The 16,199-nt window shown below is 66.4% G+C and carries 14 protein-coding genes, 1 pseudogene and 2 riboswitches; of the genes and pseudogenes, 6 read left to right on the top strand and 9 right to left on the bottom strand.

What is annotated here, in order from left to right; translation table 11 throughout:
• Window positions 1–53: 53 nt before the first annotated feature.
• The 5 genes from ACQCSY_RS11400 to ACQCSY_RS11380 all read left to right on the top strand — a co-directional run bounded on the left by ACQCSY_RS11400 (window position 54) and on the right by ACQCSY_RS11380 (window position 4,930).
• Window positions 54–1,220 carry an ISAs1 family transposase gene (locus ACQCSY_RS11400; protein WP_427128838.1) on the top strand — a complete coding sequence of 389 codons (1,167 nt, stop codon included), beginning with the start codon at window positions 54–56 and terminating at the stop codon, window positions 1,218–1,220.
• A gap of 41 nt (window positions 1,221–1,261) precedes the next feature.
• Window positions 1,262–2,218: an IS1595 family transposase gene (locus ACQCSY_RS11395; protein WP_427128836.1), complete on the top strand. Its 957-nt coding sequence runs from the start codon at window positions 1,262–1,264 to the stop codon at window positions 2,216–2,218.
• Window positions 2,219–2,847: 629 nt separating this feature from the next.
• Window positions 2,848–2,962, top strand: a riboswitch (SAM riboswitch).
• 13 nt (window positions 2,963–2,975) lie between these two features.
• Window positions 2,976–3,305, top strand: coding sequence for a DUF1737 domain-containing protein (locus tag ACQCSY_RS11390; RefSeq protein ID WP_427128834.1), 330 nt, complete (start codon window positions 2,976–2,978; stop codon window positions 3,303–3,305).
• On the top strand, window positions 3,302–3,721 hold the full coding sequence (locus tag ACQCSY_RS11385) for a rhodanese-like domain-containing protein (protein ID WP_427128832.1): 420 nt from the start codon (window positions 3,302–3,304) through the stop codon (window positions 3,719–3,721). Before ACQCSY_RS11390 ends, ACQCSY_RS11385 begins: the two co-directional genes overlap by 4 nt.
• Window positions 3,722–4,930 carry an O-succinylhomoserine sulfhydrylase gene (locus tag ACQCSY_RS11380; RefSeq protein WP_427128831.1) on the top strand — a complete coding sequence of 403 codons (1,209 nt, stop codon included), beginning with the start codon at window positions 3,722–3,724 and terminating at the stop codon, window positions 4,928–4,930.
• 9 nt (window positions 4,931–4,939) lie between these two features.
• Here the strand turns inward: ACQCSY_RS11380 and ACQCSY_RS11375 are convergent, their stop codons facing one another.
• The 9 genes and pseudogenes from ACQCSY_RS11375 to ACQCSY_RS11335 all read right to left on the bottom strand — a co-directional run bounded on the left by ACQCSY_RS11375 (window position 4,940) and on the right by ACQCSY_RS11335 (window position 15,524).
• Window positions 4,940–6,028 carry an IS630 family transposase gene (locus tag ACQCSY_RS11375; protein WP_427128829.1) on the bottom strand — a complete coding sequence of 363 codons (1,089 nt, stop codon included), beginning with the start codon at window positions 6,026–6,028 and terminating at the stop codon, window positions 4,940–4,942.
• 95 nt (window positions 6,029–6,123) lie between these two features.
• Window positions 6,124–6,588, bottom strand: a pseudogene (locus ACQCSY_RS11370) (IS30 family transposase); the annotation flags it as partial.
• 112 nt (window positions 6,589–6,700) lie between these two features.
• Window positions 6,701–8,140, bottom strand: coding sequence for a group II intron reverse transcriptase/maturase (ltrA, locus tag ACQCSY_RS11365; protein ID WP_427128827.1), 1,440 nt, complete (start codon window positions 8,138–8,140; stop codon window positions 6,701–6,703).
• A gap of 537 nt (window positions 8,141–8,677) precedes the next feature.
• Window positions 8,678–9,136 (bottom strand): transposase, encoded by a 459-nt coding sequence (locus tag ACQCSY_RS11360; protein ID WP_427135798.1) that lies wholly within the window; start codon window positions 9,134–9,136, stop codon window positions 8,678–8,680.
• A gap of 383 nt (window positions 9,137–9,519) precedes the next feature.
• A complete protein-coding gene (locus tag ACQCSY_RS11355; protein ID WP_427128825.1) occupies window positions 9,520–10,680 on the bottom strand; it encodes a glutamate--cysteine ligase 2 in 1,161 nt (386 codons plus the stop codon).
• Between the two features lie 76 nt (window positions 10,681–10,756).
• Window positions 10,757–12,280: a UDP-N-acetylglucosamine 1-carboxyvinyltransferase gene (locus ACQCSY_RS11350; protein WP_427128823.1), complete on the bottom strand. Its 1,524-nt coding sequence runs from the start codon at window positions 12,278–12,280 to the stop codon at window positions 10,757–10,759.
• 184 nt (window positions 12,281–12,464) lie between these two features.
• Entirely contained in the window at window positions 12,465–13,268 is an 804-nt protein-coding gene (locus ACQCSY_RS11345) for an energy-coupling factor transporter transmembrane component T family protein (protein WP_427128821.1), read from the bottom strand.
• Complete coding sequence (locus tag ACQCSY_RS11340) at window positions 13,265–14,860, bottom strand: ABC transporter ATP-binding protein (RefSeq protein ID WP_427128819.1); 1,596 nt, start codon at window positions 14,858–14,860, stop codon at window positions 13,265–13,267. Before ACQCSY_RS11340 ends, ACQCSY_RS11345 begins: the two co-directional genes overlap by 4 nt.
• 16 nt (window positions 14,861–14,876) lie before the next feature.
• Complete coding sequence (locus ACQCSY_RS11335) at window positions 14,877–15,524, bottom strand: ECF transporter S component (RefSeq protein WP_427128817.1); 648 nt, start codon at window positions 15,522–15,524, stop codon at window positions 14,877–14,879.
• A gap of 67 nt (window positions 15,525–15,591) precedes the next feature.
• A riboswitch (TPP riboswitch) is annotated at window positions 15,592–15,735 on the bottom strand.
• Window positions 15,736–15,932: 197 nt separating this feature from the next.
• Here ACQCSY_RS11335 and ACQCSY_RS11330 point away from each other — a divergent pair.
• Window positions 15,933–16,196: a DUF4235 domain-containing protein gene (locus tag ACQCSY_RS11330; RefSeq protein WP_427128815.1), complete on the top strand. Its 264-nt coding sequence runs from the start codon at window positions 15,933–15,935 to the stop codon at window positions 16,194–16,196.
• The last annotated feature ends 3 nt before the right edge of the window (window positions 16,197–16,199 follow it).

Genomic DNA, 16,199 nt, shown 5'->3' with positions numbered 1-16,199 from the left:
AACTCCTGTTAAACAGGTGATTGTCTAGATCGCCGCTTAGCAGGAGTTCCTTCATGCCATCTTCCCCCATCCAGGCCCTCGCACGCCACTTGGAGGACATGCCGGCACAGGCGAAGCCGGCCGTGACGCCCGGCACGATGCGGGACGTCCTGGATTCCGTCCCGGATCCCAGGAAACGCCGGGGCATCCGGTACGGGCTGACGGGAATCCTGGCGCTGGCAATCTGCGCCGTCCTCTCCGGGGCGAAGTCCTTCGCCGAGATCGCCGAATGGGCGGCCGACACGGGCCGCAACCCCCTGGCCAAAGCGGGAATTGGCGTCCCGCACGTGACCACGATCCAGCGTGTCTTGGCCAGGATCGATGGAGATGCGTTCGATACCGCCATCGGGGCATGGGTCACCGCGCAGGTGAAGCCGGCCGTCATCGCCGTGGACGGCAAGGAAGTCCGCGGCGCGAAGAACGGCGGCGGCTCCCGGGTGCATCTGATGGCCGCCGTGGACCACGCCACCGGCACCGTCCTGGGGCAGGTCGACGTGGGCGTGAAGACCAACGAGATCACCTTGTTCACGACTCTTTTGGACAAGTTCACGGACCTTGACGGCATGGTGGTCACCGCCGATGCGATGCACACCCAACGCTCCCACGCCACCTACCTGCACGGCCGCGGCGCGCACTATGTCCTTTGCGTCAAGGGAAACCAAAGGAGCCTGCAGCGGCAGCTGAAAGCGCTGCCCTGGAAGGACGTACCCGTCGGGGACCGCCAGCGGTACCGCAGCCACGGCCGCACCGGTTCCCGGGTCATCAAGGTCGTCACCATCGAGGCCGGCATCCTCTTCCCCCACGCGGCCCAGGCCGCCCAAATCACCCGCCGGTCCCGTCCGCTCACCAGCCGGAAATGGAGTGTTGAAACGGTCTACATGATCACGTCCCTGCCGGCCCGGAAAGCCAGCCCCGCGCAGCTCAACGCCTGGGTCCGCGGGCACTGGACGATCGAGAACCGGCTGCATTGGACCCGGGACGTCACGTTCGCCGAGGATGGTTCCCAGGTGCGCACGGGCAACGCGCCGCGGCTCATGGCCTCGCTGCGGAACCTCGCCATCAGCCTCTACCGGATGGCCAAAACGACCAACATCGCCAAGGCCACCAGACACACCGCCAGAAACGCCCACCGGGCCCTCAGACTCGCACGAATCAGGCCATCACCAGCGACTTTGCATTAGCCCTGAAGTGGGTAGACGGTTAGTTCAGGTAGGCTGGGTGAATGCCGAGACCGGATTTTCCGCGGACGGTCCTGGACTTCCAGGCGAGGTTCGGCGACGAGCAGGCTTGTCTGGACTACCTGTTTGAATGCCGCTGGCCTGAGGGCTACGTTTGCCCCCGCTGTCAGGGGCGGGTCGTCTGGCCTGTGGCCGCGCGCGGACTGTGGGAATGCGCCGGGTGTCACTACCAGGTCTCGCTGACCGCCGGCACGGTACTGCACAAGACCCACACCGCCCTGCATCTGTGGTTCTGGGCGGCCTACCTGATGACGACGGGTACCCCGGGGATCTCCGCCAGGCAGTTGCAGCGTCAGCTCGGACTCACCAGATATCAGACGGCCTGGACCATGTTGCACAAGCTGCGCCGGGCCATGGTGAACCCCGAACGAACCCTGCTGACAGGTGATGTCGAGGTCGACGAATGCCAAGTAGGCGGCCGTGAGACCGGTCGGCGCGGCGGCAGGAACCTCGCAGCCAAAGCCGCACTGGTGGTCGTCGCGGTGGAAGTGCGCGGCATGGGCTCCGGGCGGGTACGGATGAAGGTGATCCCCGACGCCTCCGGCGAGACGCTGTGTGGTTTCATCGCCGAAACCGTCGCTCCGGGCGCCATAGTGCACACGGACGGCTGGATGGGATACGCACCGTTGGCCAAGAAGGAGGACTACGACTACCGCCCGCGCTCCCAGCGGGCCGCCAAGAAGGTCGGTGATACCGACCCGGTCCTTCCCCGCGTGCATCGCGCGATCAGCAACTTCAAGTCCTGGCTCCGAGGAACCCACCGCTCAGTGAGCAACGAACACCTGCAGGTGTACATGGACGAGTTCACCTTTCGGTACAACCGGCGTGGCACACCCATGGCAGCTTTCCAGGCCCTGCTCGGCCTCGGCACCCAGCAGGCACCCACCACCTATCGCCAAATAGCAGAACAGGGCCCGGGGCCAAACCACGACCTGAGCTAACCGTCTACACACTAGCCCTGATATCCAGAGTCCTGAGACCATGGGATATCCAATTCCTTAGTTGAATTTCCGGCAGCCCTCAGCGCTGAACCGGACGAAATTGTTGGAGATCAGATCCGGCCGCATAAATGGGCCAGGTCTTGGGGACAGAGTTGAGTTATTTCCCGGGTCGGCCCGGACGATCGTCCACAGCCTGCATGACGGGACCGGGCGCACCCGTGACGGGCGCTGCCTGCACTTTCCGGGCATTGAACGGCGCATTTTCAGCGCAATGCAATAGCCCCCCAGCGTGTTGTTTTGCATTCTGAGACCTTCTGGAGACCTAAATGGATCAGCACTCCCAGTAAATGCGATCGCTCTCATGAAGCACCCGAGTAGGCACTACTCGAACTACGCGGCCCCGAATTAGGGTCCCAAACAAGTAGTACTCACATTTCCCTGTCAACTACCCGGAATAACTTTCTGTGATCAGCAACGCGGGTCATCTTTCGTCCGTTCCGGCGCCTCGACCGGGCCCGATGTGACTTGCGTTTGATCCCGCGTTTGATCCGGCGGGGCAGGTGGCCCGGTTACGGAACATGACGACGGTGGCGGTGCGGGCCGGCGTCGGAAGTGTTACGTTTTTGGGGAGTAATGAGAACCGGCGCCAAGCCCTGACTGGCCGGTCGGCAACCCTCCCTTTCGCGGCGGGGTGCCTCAGGTGAATACTCGGCATATCGACCATTCGAGCTGCAAGCGTGAAAGAAGGAGATCCGTCGTGCCTGACGCGTCCGCACCCGCTGCCCCTGGCGCAGCACCCGCCCCCGTCTCCCCCGGCCCGGCATCCGCTGAGGAGAAGCTGGCCTACCGCCTGTTCACCGGCCCCGACGACCGCGCCTTTTGTGAGCGCGTCTCGGCGGCCCTGGCCGAGGGCTACGTCCTCCATGGAAACCCCTCCGCCACCTTCAACGGCAGCTCCGTCATCGTGGCGCAGGCCGTCGTGCTTCCGGCCGCGATCGCCAGCGCGGACGCCGCCGTCGCCAACGCCGTCGAGGACCTGGACGGCGACGACTTCGGCTCTGCTGAGGCATTCGAGGGCCACGCATGAGCTACGCCGGAGACCTCAGCCCGCAGGAGGCCTGGGCCAAGCTCGAGGCCGGCGCCATCCTGGTGGACGTCCGCACCGAAGGGGAATGGGCGCACATCGGCATGCCGGACACCACGTCTGCGACGGAACGCCGAAACGATCCGTTGTTCATCCAGTGGACCTTTGCCGGCGGTATCCCCAATCCGCAGTTCGTGGAGCAGCTCAAGCAGCAGGCGCCGGAGGACACCGCCGTCGAGCTCGTGTTCCTGTGCCGTTCCGGCGCCCGGTCCATCGCCGCCGCGATCGCCGCCACTGAGGCCGGCTACACCTCATACAACGTCCTCGAGGGCTTCGAAGGCGAGACCGACCGTTTCGGCGATCGGACCGTCAACGGCTGGAAAAACCGCGGCCTGCCCACCAACCTTGGAAAGAATTAAGTGACTTTCAATCCCGACGCCGCCGGCTGGAGCCCCGAAACCCAGGCAGTCCGCGGCGGCCTTGACCGCTCCAATTTCCAGGAAACGTCCGAGGCCATCTTCCTCAATTCAGGCTTCGTCTACGAGTCCGCGGCCGCCGCCGAGCGTGCGTTCACGGGCGAGGACGAGCGTTTCGTCTACTCCCGCTACGGCAACCCCTCGGTCGCGACCTTCCAGGAACGGCTGCGGCTGCTCGAGGGCACCGAGGCATGCTTTGCGACGGCGTCCGGCATGTCCGCCGTCTTCACCGCCCTCGGCGCGCTGCTGGGGGCAGGGGACCGCGTCGTCGCCGCCCGTTCGCTCTTCGGTTCCTGCTTTGTGATCCTCAACGAGATCCTGCCGCGCTGGGGCGTCGAGACGGTCTTCGTGGACGGCCCGGACCTGGATCAGTGGCGCGCGGCCTTGGCGGGACCCACGACGGCCGTGTTCTTCGAGTCGCCGTCGAACCCGATGCAGGAAATCGTGGACATCGCCGCCGTGAGCGAACTGGCGCACGCCGCCGGCGCCACGGTTGTGGTCGACAACGTCTTCGCCACCCCCCTCCTGCAGCGCTGCGGGGACCTCGGCGCGGACGTGATCGTCTACTCCGGGACCAAGCACATCGACGGGCAGGGCCGCGTGCTCGGCGGGGCGATCCTGGGCACCAAGGAGTTCATTGACGGACCCGTCAAACAGCTCATGCGCCACACCGGCCCGGCGCTGTCGGCCTTCAACGCCTGGGTCCTGACCAAGGGCTTGGAGACCATGGCGCTGCGCGTCAAGCACTCCTCGGCCTCGGCCCTGCGCCTGGCCGAATGGCTCGAGGAGCAGCCCGCGGTCAGCTCGGTGTTGTACCCGCTGCTGAAATCACACCCGCAGTACGAGCTCGCGGCGAAGCAGATGAGGGCCGGCGGCACCGTGCTCACGCTGGAGCTTTCCCCGTCACCGGGGCGCTCCGCGAAAGAGGCCGCCTTCGCGCTGCTGGACGGGTTGCGGATCATCGACATCTCCAACAACCTGGGGGATTCGAAGTCCCTCATCACGCACCCGGCCACGACGACGCACCGGGCCATGGGTCCGGAAGCCCGCGCGGCGATCGGGCTCAGCGACGGCGTCGTCCGGCTTTCCGTGGGCCTGGAAGACGTCGAGGACCTGATCCGCGACCTCGGGCAGGCGCTCAAACAGATCTAGTGGTGTGTCTCAGTTTTGTTTGACGGCTTCGAGTGCGACGCGGCCGCGGGCGACCTTTGCAAGGATGCTGTCGGCGGTCGCGGTCCAGACCAGGGGCTTGGGCTCGTTGTTGTGGGAGGCGAGGTAGTCCTCGATCGCTGCGATCAGATCCGGTACGGAGTGGAAGGCGCCGCGCCGCAGGGCCTTGTCGGTCAGCTCGCGGAACCACCGCTCGACCAGGTTCAACCAGGACGAGGAGGTCGGGGTGAAATGCAGGTGAAACCGGGGATGTTTGTCCAGCCAGGCTCTGACGTTGGCGTGTTTGTGGGTGGCGTAGTTGTCCAGGATCAGGTGCACGTCCAGTTCTGCCGGCACGTTCTTCTCAACCGTTTTGAGGAACGCCAGGAACTCGCCGTGCCGGTGTTTGGGCAGGCAGGATCCGATCACCTTGCCGGTGGCAACGTCCAGGGCGGCGAACAGGGTCGTGGTGCCGTTGCGCTTGTAGTCGTGGGTCATCGTTTCCCCGCGGCCCTTCTTCATCGGCAGCGAGGGCTGGGTCCGGTCCAGCGCCTGGATGGAGGACTTCTCGTCCATGCACAACACGATCGCCTGCTCGGGCGGATTCAGATACAGGCCCACCACATCGATGAGTTTCTCCTCAAACCTCGGGTCCGTGGAGAGCTTGAACGCCTCAACCCGGTGCGGCTTCAGCCCCCGGGCCGCCCAGATCCGCTGCACCTGCGCCGGGGAAACCCCGGACCTGGCGGCCATGGTCCGCACCGACCAGTGCGTCTGCCCGTCCGGCTTCGAGTTCCGCGTCAGCTCGACGATCTCGTCGATCTTGGACTGCGGGATCACCGGCTTCCGGCCCCGTCCGGCACGGACCCTGCCCAGCTTCGCCAGCCCCTCCTCCTCGAACCGGGCCCGCCACGCGCGCACCGTCCCCGGGGTCACACCGGCAACCTTCGCGATCCACTCGTTCGCCAGCCCGTCCGCGGACATCAGCAGCACCTGGGCCCGCTGCACCTCGCGATGGGAGGCCGTCTGCGACTTCGACAACACCTCCAACGCGGCACGCTGACCATCTGAGACCGAAAGGGCGGGAGCAGGATTCGTCACGCCATCAGATTAACAGACCACCCATTATCTATTTTGGAGACACACCACTAGCCGCGGGATGTCACTTCGCGAGCATGTTTCGGCCTCAAAGTCAATCAGTCGTTGCAACGATGGGTGTCAGGCGCGGTGGCGATGAGTTGGCGCATGCGTTGTTTCGGGGTGTCCAGGTTCAGGGTGGGGCGGGGCCGGTTGTTGAGTTTGTCGGCGATGACGTCCAGGTCCCCGGCGGTGAATCCGGAGAGGTCTGTGCCTTTTTCGAACCAGTGCCGCAGCAGCCGGTTGGTGTTTTCATTCGTGCCGCGCTGCCAGGGTGAATGCGGATCGCAGAAATAGACACCCGCGTCCAGGGCCATGCTGACACGCGGATACTGGACCATTTCGGTGCCGCGGTCCCAGGTCACGGTATTGACCAGCCGTCCCGGGAGCCGGCGCATCTGCTCGATCATGGCATCGGCCACGGCCTGGGCGGTGTGCTGCCCTGGCAGGTGGAGCAGGACGGTGTACCGGGGGGTGCGTTCGACCAGGGTGCCGATGGCGCTGCGGCCGTCCTTGCCGATGATGTAGGGTCGGGCCGGAGCGCGACACCGGGATTGCTCCCGGCTCGTTTCTCCGACCCGCCCTCCGCACCGGACGTGCGACTCTCATCGCATCCGGCGCTCCACGGATAGCCACTCAGGCCATGCTGGACGCCCATGGCGTTGGGATATTGTGCGCCCGCCACCGATACCTCGTTACTGCTATTGAGGCGGTGTCGAACAACGTAATTCCCTCGGCTTGCGGCTGGTTTCCGGGCCTCCCTGTCAGGAAGCGCCGGTAGAGTTCCTTCCATGTAATGCCGGGGTGCCGCTTGCGAATCCATTGGGTAACCCGGTGCCAAATGAACGCATCGAGATAGCCGAAGGTCGCCTTGGAAACCCCATGGCGGAAATAGTTGCACCAGCCGCGCACCACCGGGTTGAGCTGGCGGAGCAGGACGTCGAGTGAGGGGTGTTCCGCTCGGCGTGTCAGTGCCCGTACCTTTCCGAGAATCGTCAGCAAGGACTTCTTCGACGGGTAGGTGTAGACACTCATCTTCTGGGTTCCTTTCTTCAGTCTCCGCTGGATGCGGAAACCAAGAAAGTCGAAGCCCTCGTCAATATGGCAAACCCGGGATTTGGGCACGGAGACTTTCAATCCCAGCGGGGCGATCACCTCCGCAACCTCGTCCCAGAGTGCCTCCGCATGGTCCTTGGTGCCTGCCACCATGATCACGAAGTCGTCCGCGTAGCGCACGATGCGATAGGTGGCCCCGCCGCGTTTCCGGTGGGCTTCCCTGCGATACGGGGTGCCGTGGGCATCCCATTTGTCGCAGAAATGCTTATCCAAGACCGTCAAGGCGATATTCGCCAGAAGCGGCGAAATAATACCTCCCTGCGGTGTTCCGGTGCCCGAGGCTCTGATCTTCCCCTCGGCGGACATAATGCCCGCCTTGAGGAACTTGCCGATCAGGGCCAGCACGCGTTTGTCGGTGACTCGCTTGCGCACCTCGGCAATGACAGCCGAGTGCTTGAGTTCGTCAAAGCATGCCTCAATGTCCGCTTCGAACACCCAGTGATATCTCCGGGTGCCCATTGCGTGGATTTCGGCGACCGCGTCCTGAGCCCGACGATTGGGACGGAAGCCGTAACTTACCGGCTTGAAGTCCGCCTCAAATATCGGTTCGAGCACCAAGGCCAGGGATGCCTGAACCACCCTGTCCCTCGCGGTGGGAATACCCAGCCGTCGGAGTTTGCTGCTGCCAGGTTTGGGGATCAATCGTTCCCTCACCGGCAACGGGGCGAAGGCGCGGGACTTCAACAGCTCCCTGACCTCGCCCAAAAACTCCACGGTTTCGGCACCGCCACCGATCAGGGCCGGAATGCGCCGGTCAACACCGGCCGTTCTGGCGCCCTTGTTGCTTTTGACCCGGCCCCACGCAACGGTGAGGAAATCCCGGTCATAGACGAGGTTGAACACATCCTCGAAAAGGCGGTCAGGATCGCTGACCGCCCAGTGGTGCAGTTTCGTCTGCATCGCACGTACCCGCACGGTTGCCTCATCGAGGTCAGCCCATCGCGGTTCACCGGTATTCACCAATGTCTCCGTTCCCTGCAGTAGCTACTGCGTCATATCCGCTGGGGCCCTTCGCCATGTACGGGGCTTTCCCCCGCTCGGACTACTACGACCCCTCCGCCCCATCGCACGCCGATCGACGGACAACACGCCACCCGTGACCGTGACCCTGGATGGGCCCACGGTCACGGGAGACGCACGATGGTTCCCACGTTCACTGTTTACCGATGGGCAGGTTAGGCGCCCAGCTATGCCCCTGCGGTATCGCCACGGCTACGCCGCAGGCCTTCACCATGGCCTCGAATGCCAACGACCTTAACCGACATCCAAGTTCCCACCCCGTAATGAGAGGGTGGTGCGCACCGCAGGCCAGCCCATATCCACCGAATTTGAGCTGGCGGGAGACTTGAGAAGCTTTTAGCACTGGTTTCTCTCGTACACCTTCCTGCCTTGCTTGCCGGACCCGACCCATTCGGTAGTGCTGGTCCGTCCCGGCGTTGTCGGGGCCGCTTTCCGCCCTTCCCGGTGTTTCCTCGGGTCAGACTGCCCCCAGCTTCTTCATGCTGCTGCGACAGCACAAAGGCGAAGGTCTTCCACCTCCGCTCGGTAAAACAGCGCCTCGTGGCGCACCAGATCGCCCTCCCAATGACCTGGAACTGCACGGTCATTGGCCTCGGCGGGACGTTCGGAGATCTTCGGGGCGTCCTTGTAGGGCCGGCCCGCCGCGCCGCGCGGTCTGTCGCCGCGGGCCGTGCGTTTGTTCCTCCCGGTGCTCAGGCACCGGTACAGGTCCTTGCGCAGCTCGCCCCGGCCCTGGACGTAAAGGCTTTGATAGATCGTTTCGTGGCTGATCTGCATGCTCCTATCGTCGGGGAAGACAAGCTTCAAGACCAAGGAGACCAGCTTCGGGGACCAGCCATCGTCCATGGCGTCCTCCACGTATTGGGCCAGCCGGGGGCTCTGCAGCTGGAACGCTTTGGGGCGCCGGCCCCGCTGATGGGTGCGGATCTGGGCCAGGTCGGCCTGCTATTCCCCGTCAGCGCCCCGGTTGCGTCGGATTTCCCGCCACACGACGGACCTGTCCCGGCCGATATCCCGCGCAATCGCCGCGGCTGTCCCCGCCCCGCAGCCGCGTCATGATCACCGCCCGGTCAATCAGACCAAGCCTGTTCGACCCAGGCCGGCCCCGGGGCACAGGCCCGCCTACGACGCCGCCCTCAACACCCATCCGCATCTGCATGCGACCAGTCTTACCCAGCCACCGCAGGGTAGTGCCGCGCCACATGCCGATCCGGGCAGACGCCTCCTTGACCGACACCCCCTGCCGCAGCAGGGAAAAGAACTCGTCCTTCAGGGCATCAGAAGCCCGGTAACCACCCGGCATTGCAACCTCCAAGAATTCAGATGTTGCAACGACCGTATGATTCTGCCGGCGGGACATTGCTGCGAACTGCCATCTCGGGTCCCGCGGCGGCCGTCACCCGGACCGCATGGTCCACGACGCCGGCCAGTCCCGCGTCGCTGAACGGGCGGCGCTGCTGCTGCGAACCGGTGCCCTGCTCGAGGATCCGCTCGACGCCGCTGCGAGCGAGCTCCAGTTCACCCTGCTCGTCCAGCACGGGGGCCACATAGTCCACCAGTGCTTCCACGACGTCCCGGGCGGGAGCGGGCCGGAAGCTGCCGAAATCCAGCAGCTGCCCTGTCACCCCGCAGTTGCTCGCCTGCCAGGCGGCCATCCTCAACAGCACGGTCGGCACTGGCGCGGGCTCCACGCCGTCGTTCCATTCCCGGCTTGCCGATTCCACGAGTGCGCGCACCAGCACCGCGATCAGCGCCGTGTCTTCGGCCCGGAGGCAGACGTCGGCCACCCTGATCTCCACGGTGGGATGGTTCCGGCACAGCCGGGCGTCGAAGTAGACCATCCCCTCGTCGAACAGCACGCCGCTTTCCAGCAGCCGGCGCACCACCCTCCGGTAGACCGGCAGGCTGCCGAAGATCATCGAGGGGCCTGCCGCCGGCCAGCGGTTCCATGCCTGCGTGCGGTAGCTCTCGAACCCCGTCTCCGCGCCGTTCCAGAAGGGCGAGTTCGCGCTGAGCGCTATCAGCACGGCCAGCTTGTCGCGGACCCGGTCCATGACCGCCACTCCCTCCTCCGGGGACTCCACGTGGGTATGGACGTGGAGGCCGCAGGTGAGCTGGTCCCGGACGGTGACGCCGTAGCGTTCCTCCATGGTGGCATACCGCGGTTTGGGCGTGGTGTGCGTCGCGGGGGCGAAGGGGGACGTGGCCAGGGCCGCCACACGGGCGCCGTGCGCCCGTGCCGCCTGGTCCGCCAGGGCCCGGCCCCGCCTGATTTCCCGGAGCAGCCCCGCATGATCAAGGCACGGCACGGTCTGGGTTTCGACCTGTTCAAGCTTGAGCTCGTAACTGAATCCGGCGTCGGCGTGGCCTACGACGTCGCCCGGGTTCAGGCGCGCCATGAGGGCCTCGGCCAGGGCCAGCGGGAAACCGGTAGCCGGGTCGACAATCAGGAGTTCTTCCTCAACGCCGAAAGTGCGCATGCTTCTATTCTGCACGGACTCCGGCCCGTAGGACAGGTGCGTCCCAGCAACGCGGGTCAGCGGGGGTCAGCGGGGGTCAGTCTTGGAAATACTCGATCTTCGCGCCGATGGTGTTGAGCCGCTCGGCCAGGTCCTCGTAGCCGCGCTCTATGACGTAGATGTTGCGCAGTTCCGAGACGCCGCGGGCGGCGAGCATGGCCAGCAGCAGGCAGGCGGCCGGGCGCAACGCCGGCGGGCAGCCCACTTCCGCCGCACGCCACTTGGTGGGCCCGTTGACGTAGATACGGTGGGGATCGAGCAGCTGCACCTGGGCGCCCAGCTTGTTCAGCTCGGTCAGGTACATGGCTCGGTTGTCGTAGACCCAGTCGTGGATCATGGTCTGGCCCTGGGCGTTGGCGGCGATGACCGCGAAGAACGGCAGGTTGTCGATGTTCAGGCCGGGGAACGGCATGGGGTGGATCTTGTCCTCCGGGGCGCGCAGCTCCGAGGGCTGGGTGGTGACGTCCACCAGCCGGGTGCGGCCGTTGCGGGCAAGGTATTCGCCGGACACCTCGAGCCGCTGGCCCATCTGCTCCAGCGTCGCGAGCTCGATTTCCATGAACTCGATCGGGACGCGGCGGATGGTGACTTCCGAGTTCGTCACGATGCCGGCCGTGATGAGGCTCATCGCCTCGATCGGGTCCTCGGACGGGAAGTATTCGACGTCGACGTCGATCGACGGGCGGCCGGTGATCTTCAGCGTCGTGGTGCTCACGCCGTCGATCTCCACGCCGAGCATCTGCAGGTAGAAGCAGAGGTCCTGCACCATGTAGTTGGAGCTGGCGTTGCGGATAATGGTGGTGCCGCGGCGGTGCGCGGCGGCCATGATGGCGTTTTCGGTGACGGTGTCACCGCGTTCGCTGAGCACGAAGGAACGGTCGCGGCCGTCCGACGGCGGCGCCTGCACCGCGTAGAACCCGGACTTCGCTTCCACGCTGAGGCCGAGCTGGCGCAGCGCCTGCATGTGCGGCTGCACGGTGCGGGTGCCGAGGTCGCAGCCGCCGACGTAGGGCAGCCGGTATTCGCCGGATTCGTCCAGGAGCGGGCCCAGCAGCATGATGACGCTGCGGGTCCGGCGGGCAGCCTCCACGTCCATCGACCCGAGGTCCAGGACTGCCGGGCGGCGGATCTGGAGATCGTTGGCGTTGAGCCAGGTGCATTCGACGCCGATGCTGGTCAGCACCTCGACGATCCGGTTGACCTCTTCGATGCGCGCCAGGCGGCGCAGCGTCGTGGTGCCGCGGTTGATGAGGCTGGCGCACAGCAGGGCCACGCCGGCGTTCTTGCTGCTGTTGACGTCCACGGCGCCTGAGAGGGTGCGGCCGCCGTCCACCCGGAGGTGGGTCATCTGCGGCCGGCCTACTTTGACGATGGTGCGGCCGACGATGGTCTCCAGCCGCTGGATCATTTTCAGGCTCAGGTTCTGCTTTCCCTGTTCCATCCGGGCGATGGCGCTCTGGCTGGTGCCCAGCTCGGCGGCGAGCTGTGCCTGGGTCCAGCCCTTCTCCCCGCGGGCATCGCGGAGCAGGACGCCTACGTATTCAGCAGTCTGTTGAGTCATTTCAGAAAAATATCACGGATAAGCTATCCGGCCGCGGAATCGCCTCCGAAATGGCGTCAATGTCACATGGATACCCGCGCTGTGCGATAACCTGCGATAACCGCGCCATGACCGGCCGCCCTCCGGCGCCGCGGCGCTCCGGCGTCCTCCGGTGCTCCGGCGTCTACCGCGGACACTCCCGCGTCTACTGCCGTGTGAGGAAGACGAGGTTCCAGGTGCCGGCCCCGAGGGCCGCGGCGACGGCGGCCGCGGCGATGCCCAGCCCGCCCAGCAGGACCCAGATGTCGAGGCCGCTGAATGTCGACGGCCTCGCCCAGGTCCGCTGCGCGCCGCCGAAGCCGCGCGCCTCCATCGTGACCGCTAGCCGGGAGGCGCGGCGGATGGCCTGCACCAGCAGCCCGAAACTCTGTCCTAGGGTGGCCCGGAGCCGCTGGTACGGGTTGCCGCGCGAGCCCACGCCGCGGGCACGCCGGGCCATGCCGATGGTCTGCCATTCCTCGGCCATGAGCCCCACCAGCCGCATCGCCGCCAGGGTGCCGAGGACGAAGCGGTGCGGCAGCTTCGCGTTCTGCGCCAGGGCGTCGGCCAGGTCCGTGGGGTCCGTGCAGCTCATCAGCAGCACCGCGGGCAGTGCGATGGCGAGGCCGCGGAGCATGAAGCCGAGCCCCAGCTGCAGGGAGCCCGCGCTGATGGACCAGATGCCGGCGTCGAACAGTATGGACCCGGTGTCCGGCGCCAGGATGGCGGTGCTCCAGCCGCCCAGCGTCGCCGCGAGGATCAACGGCCAGCCGCGCTGCCACAGCAGGGCAACGGTCAGCCCGGCCAGCGGGAAAAGCATCAGTTCGAAGGCCAGCGCCACCGACGCCGAGACCCAGTCGATCGACAACGCCAGCACCAGGGTGATCATGACGACGGCGGTGAACTTGGCCAGCGGATTGGCGCGGGTCAGCAGGGCATGGTTGCCGCGCAGGTTCAGGACTTCCCTCATGGCGACGCCGCCTCGGGCAGCCCGAGGTCCGCGACGTCAAGGCCCGGCGTGGCCAGCCTGAGTTCGGTGCCGCCGAGGACGGCGCTGAATTCCTGATCGTGCGTGACGGAGACGACGGCGGTGCCGGCGTCGAGGAGTTCGGAGAGGAAGGAGGCGAGTTCAGCCCAGGTGTTCGCGTCCTGGCCGAAGGTGGGCTCGTCCAGCACCAGCACCTGCGGGTGGGCGGCGAGCACCGTCGCCACCGAGAGGCGCCGCTTTTCGCCGCCGGAGAGCGTGTAGGGGTTGGCGTCCACCAAGTCCCTCAGCCGCAGTCGCTCCAGCAGCTCGTCCACGCGCTCTTCACCGTAGCCGAGGTGGCGGGGGCCGAACATGAGCTCATCGAGCACGCGGCCGGTGACGAACTGGTGCTCGGGTTCCTGGAAGACGGTCCCGATCCTGGCGATCAGCTGCTGGGCCTTCCACTGGTACGGATCGATGCCGGCGCCGGCGCTGAGCTCCAGCGTGGCAGAGACCGCCCCCGCGACTGGCTGCAGGAGACCGGCCAGGGTCAGGGCGAAGGTCGATTTCCCCGAACCGTTGGGGCCGGTGATGGTCAGGGCCTCCCCGGCGCGGACCCGGGCCGTGATGCCGGACTGCACCGGGTGCGGTGCGATGGTGCGGAAGCCGCCGCGCAGACCGGCGCGGCGTGGCCGCTCCCGGGAAACCGCGAGCTGTTCCGCGGCGAGCAGCAGCTGTCCGGCAGCCCCGGCCGCCGTGCGTGCCCGGGCCTGCGGCACATGGCCCGGCACCCAGACGCCCGCAGCAATGAGCATGTCCCGTGCCTGTTCCAGGACCTGGTCCGGGGTGCCGTCGATCAGCACCGCGGACTCCGTGGCGGAACCCGGCCGCAGCACCACGATCCGGTCCACGAGGTCTTTCCACACGGCCACCCGGTGCTCCACGACCACCAGGGTGGCCCCGGTCTTGTCCAGGCAGCGGCCCACGGCGTCGCGGACTTCCAGGACGCCGGCCGGGTCCAGGTTGGCGGTGGGTTCGTCGAGCAGGAGCAGCCCGGGGCGCATCGCGAGGATGCCGGCGAGCGCCAGGCGCTGCTTCTGTCCGCCGGAGAGGGCCGACGTCGGGTGGTCCAGCGGCAGCCGGGCCAGCCCGACGTCGTCGAGCGCTTCCTGCACACGCGCCCAGATCTCCGCCGGGGGCACGGAAAGGTTCTCCGCCCCGAACGCGACGTCGTCGCCGAGGCGCGAGAGCACCACCTGGGTTTCCGGGTCCTGCTGCATGAGTCCGGCCCGGCCGCGCTGCGCCCGCGGCGGGGCGCCGTCGATCAGGAGGCTTCCGGCCTCGTCGGAGTCCTCGGCGTCGCCCGAAGCTCCGCCCGCGGCACCGGCGCCGGCGGAGCTGTCGCCGAGCACGCCCGCCAGGGCGTGGAGCAGCGTCGACTTGCCGGCGCCGGAAGGGCCCAGCAACAGCACCCGTTCCCCCGGCCGGATGTCCAGGTCCAGCCCGCTGACCGCGGGCCGGGGCCTGCCCGCGTGCCGCCAGCCCCAGCCGCGGGCCGTGATCGCCGACGGGCGGACTGTATTGGAAGATGTCATGAGTCGTCGGCGGATGTCAGGAGAAGACAGGCTCCGTGGCGGCCTTGCGGGAGGCCAAGGAGCTCAGTACCCCGGTCTTGGCCAGGCCGCGGGTGGCGAGCCAGGACAGGGCGCCGGCAATGACGGCAGCGGAGATTGCCATGAAGACGATGTAGGCGAGCTTGTCACCGGCGGCGTAGGCGATGTTCCAGCCCCACGGCAGGAAGGAGTCGTTGAGGCCGCCGAACAGGCCCGCGCCGGCTCCGGCCAGCAGGGACACCGGCAGGTTGAACTTCCTGTACAGGATCGCGGCGAACACCAGCTCCGCGCCGAGGCCCTGGAGGACGCCGGAAATCAGCACCGTGGTGCCGTACTGCGAGCCCATGATCAGCTCGCCGGTGGCAGCCACTGTTTCGCAGAACAGGGCGGCGCCCGGCTTGCGGATGATGAGCATGCCCAGCACGGCCGGGATCATCCAGCCGCCGGCATAGAGACCTGTCAGGGGCGGGTAGAACGCGTTGACGGGTGCGGAAATCACGTTGGCGCCCTGGGACCAGGCCCAGAAAATCACGCCGCCGGCGACGGCGATCAAGGCGGCCACCACGATGTCCACCACACGCCAGTTGTAGTTGCGTTGTCCAAGCATCGGCTTGGCAGAACCATGCTTTGCAGATGTATCAGTCATGTCGTCCTCCTGAGGAACAGGAGGGGAGAGTCCCCCGGCTGGCCGCCGCTTCCGCCGCCGCTCCGGGCACTCTGAGATCTCGACTCCCTTGCGCCGGTACTAGCCGGATCAGGTTCGAGGGTCTGCGGCTGTCCGCACTCTCAGCGCCCACCATTGGTTCCCCTGGATTCCTCCAGTGATGCCCGACGGCGGCGCTCCCCTGTCGTATTAAAATCGCCCTTGTGGGCGTTGTTCAGTTTACACCCGCAGGCCCGCCAAATCCCGCGCCGGCTGTCACAATTCCCCCGCTATCCCGGCGGGAATCCCCCCAGCAGGGACGCTAGGCTAGGGGCAGCCCTGTTTCCTGCCACCCTGCTTCCTCCCACTCGGTTTCCTCCCACCCTGCTTCCTCCCACAAGGAGTCCCGGAATGAACATCGTCATCAAATTGCTCGGCACCGGCATCAGCCTCCTCGCCGGGTTTGTCGGTACCAAGCTCGTCGACACCGTCTGGGAGAAGTCCACCGGCAACAAGCCGCCTAAGGGCCACGACGACGACATCCCCACCACGCTACGCTCGGCCCTGATCTTCGCCCTGATCTCCGCCTCGGTCAGCGCCATCATCCAGGTGCTTGCCAACCGCGGCACCCAGCGCGCGATCACCCGCTTCGCCAAGACCCAGGACATCGTCTAACCG

Origin of the sequence: Pseudarthrobacter sp. S9 (genome assembly GCF_050156545.1) — a bacterium.
GTDB lineage: Bacteria > Actinomycetota > Actinomycetes > Actinomycetales > Micrococcaceae > Arthrobacter.
The sequence above is the reverse complement of the archived record's forward strand: the minus strand, read 5'-3'. Positions and strand labels throughout refer to the sequence as shown.